The following is a 6390-nucleotide window of genomic DNA, read 5'->3' as shown; positions in this document are numbered from 1 at the left end:
CTATGCAGATTTTTTGGTATGATAGTTTGGGAAATCACCATCCTTTAACTTTATATAAATACCCACAACTTGACGTGTGGTTAGGTTCTAAAACCGGGTTCGAAGAAAAAGATTTGCCACGCTTGAAAACTTATTTACGCCATATTGTAGTACGGCGTGAAGTTGATGAAGATAAACAGAACAGTATTTTTGAAATGTTACAAAAGCAGCATGGCGTCACGTTAATAGCAACAAACGATTCAGTTGCTGTTCCTGCCTATAAGCTTATAACAGGTACTTATTTATTAACCCGCGAGCCAGATGCAAAGACCGGTGTCTGGGTTTTGTATCAGAGACAACGAGGGGGAGTCAATCAGCGGGTTAATACTGATAATTGGGAAACGTTTCATGAAATTCTTGCTGAAAATAGCGGACAGTCAGCGGAAGAATTAAGCCTTAGTGTAAAAAATAAACTTCGCGAATGTATCAAAAATTCTGATAAGATTTTAGTTGAAAATAAATCGTTGTGTTTTGCGGTTAATCATTTTTCTGCAGACAATGCGACGGCCTATGAACCGGGCACCTTTATTGTTACCAAGCAGGAGGAACAATGGCAGTTGTTCTATATTGATACCTTGCAAAAAGCCATCGCAGTGGATTTAACACAGTGTAGCCAGGTTGAGCCTCTTTTTGCACAATGGCTTGGTTTACCTGAGGCTCTTAAAGCAACACAGCTTAGTGAGCTTTCTAAAATACTCGCTAATTTTAAGCCTGCTGCTCGTCTTAAGCTGAAAGATTTGTCTGAGTTGGAGAGATGCCTGGCCGTTGGAAAGCAACAGCATGAAGAGCAAGCAATAGAAGACCCAACGCCTATAAAACAAACCGTCGCTTCTCCTGACGTGCAAAGGAAAGTGTTATGCTTGGCGATGAATCATTTTTCACCGGCCAATGCGACCCTTTCTAAACCTGGTTCATTTATTGTTACTAAGCTGGAGGAGCAATGGCGATTGTTCTATATCGATACTTTGCAAAAAGCCATTGCAGTGGATTTGGATAAATGTAATCAGGTCAAACCTCTTTTTGAGCAGTGGTTTAGTACGCCAGAGTCTTTAGGAGAGGATGAATTAGAGGCGTTGTCTGACGCTATAGGCAATTACAAACCGTCTGCTCCTCTTCAACCCCAAGATCTTTCCGAATTGGAAAAGTGTTTGCTGGGTAAACAACACGTGCAAACATCTCCAGAGTCCATTACTGTAGAGAACCCTACTATACCTGGACAACTGGTGCATCATGCACGATTATTTAATACTACAGCGAAAATTTCCTCAGAAGCGGATAGAAAGGAATCGCCTGTTTTTACGGTGTAACCGCTCATGCGCCTTCGCTTGTACGAGGTATCCAGGCAATGAAGGCCAATTGTTAATACCTTAATAGGGTTAATAAACAATTTTTTTGCAAGCCATTCAAACATCATGGTTTGGATGGCTTGAGAAGCGGTATCCATACTTTGCATGCAAATAAAGGCTACATTCTTTTTTATCAGCTTGGGCCAGCTTATTTCTGATTTTATTCAGACTGTGCGTAGCGGGATTTATCGTAATAGTCGCCAAGGAATTATCAAAAACCCTATTTTTGCTTTAATTTCTAAATGGTGTGCTAGTGAAACAGGCCAAAATTGCTGTTTATCGCGCAGTGGCTGGCTGAGATTTTGAGCCAATAATTCCGGTTGTTGGAGAAAAAATTTTCTAGGGTGGTTTTCTTTATGGGAAAAGGAGCATGAGGAAGATGGAAAAACTTCCTTTGCCATCCTGCTAATCGGGCACTATTTTCTTGCACTCTTCGATGGTCATTCGGTTTAAATTTTTTAAAATAACTTAGCCATTTTTTTCTGTCTGTGTTTTCCAAGTGCCTCGTAAAACAAGCTTATTGTCACGAAAAAATCCTCATAGCGAACCGGGCGAATTAAGAAGCAATCATCATTAAGATAAATAAAATGATTTGCTAACCCTTTGATTCGCCATAAGGCCGATTCGATCGCCAAGCTGTTAAAGGTAGGCAGGCAATGTTCAAAACCAAAAAATATCGCGATGATCAATGAGTTTGACTTTGTTTTCATGCGGGGTACCGACAAGTGTTTTCATCAGAGAAGGGGTTTGTGCGTCGGTAACAATATAAATAGTTCGTAGCCAAGGTGCGAAACGCAATAAAGAATGAACACAGTAATCAAGCTCGCCTTGTTGATTAAATCGGGTGGGAGAGGCCGTTTCAGGTCTTTTATCAAGGCCTATTTTAGCGAGATAGGAGGCCAGTTTTTCTGCATGCACTTTATCATAACCATCTACCCAGGTTATCACGGCATCGACCGGTTCATTGCTTGAATATCGACTCATTTAAAATCCTGAAGTAATTGGGTATCGCCAATCACGTCCAAATGCTCTGGGACTGATTTTAATGCCAGGTGCAGCTTGCCGACGTTTGTATTCATTTCGCTTTATCAAGCGAATCACTTTATTGACATCGGTAGCAGGAAAACCCATTTGGATAATTTCTTCGGCAGCGAGATCATGTTCCATATAGGCTTTAATGATTGCATCCAAAATTGCATAGTCAGGTAAACTGTCTTGATCCGTTTGGTTTTCCGCAAGTTCTGCGCTTGGTGGGCGGGTAATGACCCGTTCAGGAATGACTGCCGATAAACGATTGCGATAGCGAGCCAGTGCGTACACCTGAGTTTTCAAAACATCTTTCAATACAGCAAAGCCACCAGCCATGTCGCCATATAAGGTGGCATAACCGACAGACATTTCACTTTTGTTGCCTGTCGTTAAAACCATCTTTCCAGTTTTATTGGATAGAGCCATTAACATCACGCCTCGAATACGAGCTTGTAAATTTTCTTCGGTGGTATCTGCAGGCAGTTGAGCAAAGGATGGCGCTAAGGTCGTTAAAAGACTTTTAAAGGCTGGTTCGATAGAGAGTACTGTGCTAGACACCCCTAAGGCTTGCAATTGCAATTTGGCATCTTCGAGACTCATATCAGCGGTATAACGAGACGGCATCATGACAGCATGGACCCGAGAAGCACCTAAAGCATCCACGGCAATTGCTAAAGTCAGAGCGGAATCGATACCTCCTGATAAACCAAGTAATACCCCTGGAAAACCATTTTTCTCAACATAGTCGCGAGTACCACAGACTAAGGCTTCATAAATTAATTGATCAGGTTCAAGCAGCGGCGTTATGTTTCCTGTTACTTTTTTTGATGAAGGGTAACGGTTTGTAATGACTCACTAAAAGCGGGTGCACGCGCACAAAGCGAGCCCTGCTGATCAAAGGCCATCGATTGACCATCAAACACGAGCTCATCTTGGCCACCTACCTGATTGACGTAAAAAATGGCAATATCCTGACGTGCATGTTTCTGTAATAAACGTTCCCGTTGGCTTTGTTTTTCATAATCAAAAGGAGAGGCATTGATGCAGAGCAGACCATCAATACCTTCTCTTATCAATTGCTCAACGGGGCCTTCTCGCCAGATATCTTCACAAATGCAGAGGCCCAGGCGATAGTTTTTAACGTTAAGATACAGGTATTTGCTGCCCCAGGCGTAAAGTAACGTAATTCATCAAAAACTCCATAATTAGGCAAATGTTGTTTGTGGTAACAGGCAATAAGATTACCTTGATAAAAACACTTGCTGCATTAAAGCACTCTCCTTTTTCCAGACTGGGATGGCCAACAATGACGTAACAGTCTCCGGTATTTGCCTGAATAGTATGTAAGGCTTGTTCAACTCGCTGATGCAACGTTTGCCGAAAAGTAAATCTTCTGGCGGATAACCTGTAATGACTAATTCTGGAAAAAGAATCACATCATGCTGTTCTTGTTGAGTTCGAATAATACTGATTATTTTTGCGGCGTTGGTTTCGATTGCACCAACGGTAGGATTAAGTTGAGCAAGCAAAATGGTTAATGTTTGAGGCATAGGGTTTTGATACAGGCGCGACATAAAAATAACTTAGTGTATAACATCAGGCTGATTCTGTCGTTAATTATAGACGTTATAATTTCACTCTATAGGCCATAATTGCCCGTTATTTGAACATAATGTTCAATAGAAATTGGTATACTACGATATCAAAAACAAGCCAACTTCGTTATAATATTGCGTTTAAATTTTGTTATAGAAGATTACCTATGCTAAAAGAGGCATTATCACGGATGGCTGATATTTTTTTACCTGCCGTGTTGATGCATGGTCAAGAGTACCAACAAAAAGGGCATGTACTCAATATTCGTCTCAGTGACGGTTTGCTAAAAGCCCGTATAAAAGGGCACTCTGGTCAGATTTATGATGTTCATATCGATCTGAAAACCTGGCCGGCAAAATCAGCGCACTGTAGTTGTCAATATAAGACTAATTGTAAGCATGCCGCAGCCAGTTTATTTGCTTTACAAGTTAGAGAAAATTACGAAATTCCTGCTCCATCAAATAACAAGCGTGAGCAATCGTTAAACACGTGGTTAACAACTCTACGTGAAAAAGAAGTAAAAAAACGCGCGTAGACAGTTCACATGAGATCGTTTATTTGCTTGAGCCACAGTTTGGTGGTCATGAGCACCGAATGGTAATAAGACTGGCAATGGCAAAGCGTCTTAAAAAAGGCGGTTTAGGTAAAAAATAATCCTCAATAGTATCTCTGAGGGGAAAAAACAATACTTCACTGCGGAAGATAATGACATTATCACTTCGTTACTCGTGAAATGCGCCGTTCAAGGTTGGTTTGAACGGTTAATCATTCGTAACAGTGATTTAATAGAGAAAATTCTGGCTACTGGAAGAGCTTATCTAAGTACCGATGAAGAACCGTCGGTAACCTTGGGAGAAGTATTGAATGCCAATTTTTGTTGGCAATTAGAGGCAACAGGTCAGCAACATCTGATTTTAGAAGTGGATGGTCAACAAATACTCCCTTTATTGCTTGATAGGCTTTTGTATTTTGATGAAGATAGTCATGTCATTGGTTCTTTAAATAGCCCTTATAGTCCTGGCGAATTAAGAAATATATTAACTATCCCTGTGGTTGATTTACAACAAGCCCCAGCGATGGCGATGAAAATTGCTGAAACTTATCCACAACTACCTCTGCCTAAAATTTATGATCATACAGAGGTTCGTGTTCTTAAACCCAAACCTGTACTCATTTTTGATGCAATCGAATTAGACGTTTCTCCGTCGACAGCTCAAAATCTAAATACAATTCTTTTAGTCATTGATGTGCTTTTTGACTACGAAGGGGTAAGAGTAAAATCCGACGATGCTTGTACCAGGCTGATGCGGGAAGAGGATGGGCGTTTAGTAGCCATCGAGCGCGATATGGTTGATGAGAAAGAAAAAATAATGAGGTAGAGCAAGTTCTTAAACTTCGTAGCGCACATTTTACTGAAAAATTGCATTCTCCTTATGACTTGCATGCTGAAAAATATTGGCTCATTATAATAACGTTGATGATTTGCCTCGTTTATACAGTCAGGTTATTCCTCTGTTGAAAACGAAGGGATGGGAAATTGAATTTGCTCATCCTTTTTATGAAGAGATTGTTGATGCTAATGAGTTTGAATGGTTTTCCGATCTGACTGAACGGGGTAACGATTTTTTCATACCAACTAGGTATCTTAATCGATGGAAAACAAGTCAGTATTGTACCTCTGGTTGCAGAGCTTATTGATAGATTTGATAAAGAGAGTATTGATAATCTGGCAGACGATGAAAAAGTGAGATTGCGTTTACCGGAAGGGAAGGCCTTGCAAGTGAGTTTAGGGCGAATTAAACCCTTGATCCGTTTTCTTTTGCAGTATGGTACTCGTCATATTAAAGATGCCCAACCCTTACAAATAACCCGTTACCAATTAATCCTGATGCAGGAAACTGAACGGGCAATGACGGCAATTTCTGCTCGCTGGCAGGGCGGGGAAAAGTTTAGGGAACAACTTCGACAATTAGTAACAATGACTGACTTGCCAATGGTGGAATCACCAAAAGGTTTGCGTACTCTTTTGCGAGATTACCAGCATCAAGGATTGAATTGGTTGCAATTTTTACGTGTTTGCCGTTTTGGCGGGGTATTAGCCGATGATATGGGTTTGGGTAAAACGGTACAGACTTTAGCCCATCTGCAAGTTGAGAAAGAGCAGGGACGTTTAACCAAGGCCAGTTTAATTGTTGCGCCAACAAGCCTGGTGGGCAATTGGTATGAAGAAGCAAAGCGATTTACGCCAGAATTAAACGTTTTGGTATTTCATGGTCTCGAACGTCATGAAGATGTGTTTGATGAGTATGACTTAGTTGTTTCGACTTATGGTTTGATTCAACGGGATAAATCACGTTTTATTGATTACCCTTTTTATTAT

At 40.8% G+C, this 6390-nt stretch carries 7 protein-coding genes and 1 pseudogene; 5 read left to right on the top strand and 3 right to left on the bottom strand.

Annotation, left to right across the window (positions count from 1 at the left end):
* Positions 1-1346 (top strand): hypothetical protein (locus BN58_RS15560; protein ID WP_019217604.1); only part of this gene is annotated, 1346 nt, incomplete at its 5' end.
* A 497-nt stretch (positions 1347-1843) separates the two neighbouring features.
* On the opposite strand, the gene BN58_RS37950 is transcribed toward BN58_RS15560, so the two are convergent.
* The 3 genes and pseudogenes from BN58_RS37950 to BN58_RS26150 all read right to left on the bottom strand — a co-directional run bounded on the left by BN58_RS37950 (position 1844) and on the right by BN58_RS26150 (position 3964).
* Entirely contained in the window at positions 1844-2095 is a 252-nt protein-coding gene (locus tag BN58_RS37950; protein ID WP_083852230.1) for a hypothetical protein, read from the bottom strand.
* The gene (locus BN58_RS28940; protein WP_019217602.1) at positions 2046-2369 is read right to left on the bottom strand and encodes a Stealth CR1 domain-containing protein; all 324 of its coding nucleotides are present in this window, start codon (positions 2367-2369) and stop codon (positions 2046-2048) included. The genes BN58_RS37950 and BN58_RS28940 overlap by 50 nt, the downstream gene beginning before the upstream one ends.
* Positions 2370-3964: pseudogene (locus BN58_RS26150) on the bottom strand (NAD+ synthase). It lies immediately after the preceding gene.
* A 236-nt stretch (positions 3965-4200) separates the two neighbouring features.
* On the opposite strand from BN58_RS26150, the gene BN58_RS28935 reads away from it, so the two are divergent.
* From BN58_RS28935 to BN58_RS28920, 4 genes are all read left to right on the top strand, one after another.
* Positions 4201-4545, top strand: a complete 345-nt coding sequence (locus tag BN58_RS28935; RefSeq protein WP_019217598.1) for an SWIM zinc finger family protein — start codon at positions 4201-4203, stop codon at positions 4543-4545.
* 193 nt (positions 4546-4738) lie between these two features.
* Entirely contained in the window at positions 4739-5389 is a 651-nt protein-coding gene (locus tag BN58_RS28930) for a hypothetical protein (RefSeq protein WP_019217597.1), read from the top strand.
* A 76-nt stretch (positions 5390-5465) separates the two neighbouring features.
* A complete protein-coding gene (locus BN58_RS28925; protein WP_019217596.1) occupies positions 5466-5708 on the top strand; it encodes a hypothetical protein in 243 nt (80 codons plus the stop codon).
* A 46-nt stretch (positions 5709-5754) separates the two neighbouring features.
* On the top strand, positions 5755-6390 hold a 636-nt coding region (locus BN58_RS28920), incomplete at its 3' end, for an SNF2-related protein (RefSeq protein WP_232220697.1).

The organism is Legionella tunisiensis, from assembly GCF_000308315.1.
Lineage (GTDB): Bacteria > Pseudomonadota > Gammaproteobacteria > Legionellales > Legionellaceae > Tatlockia > Tatlockia tunisiensis.
This window is presented reverse-complemented; position numbering and strand designations above follow the sequence as displayed.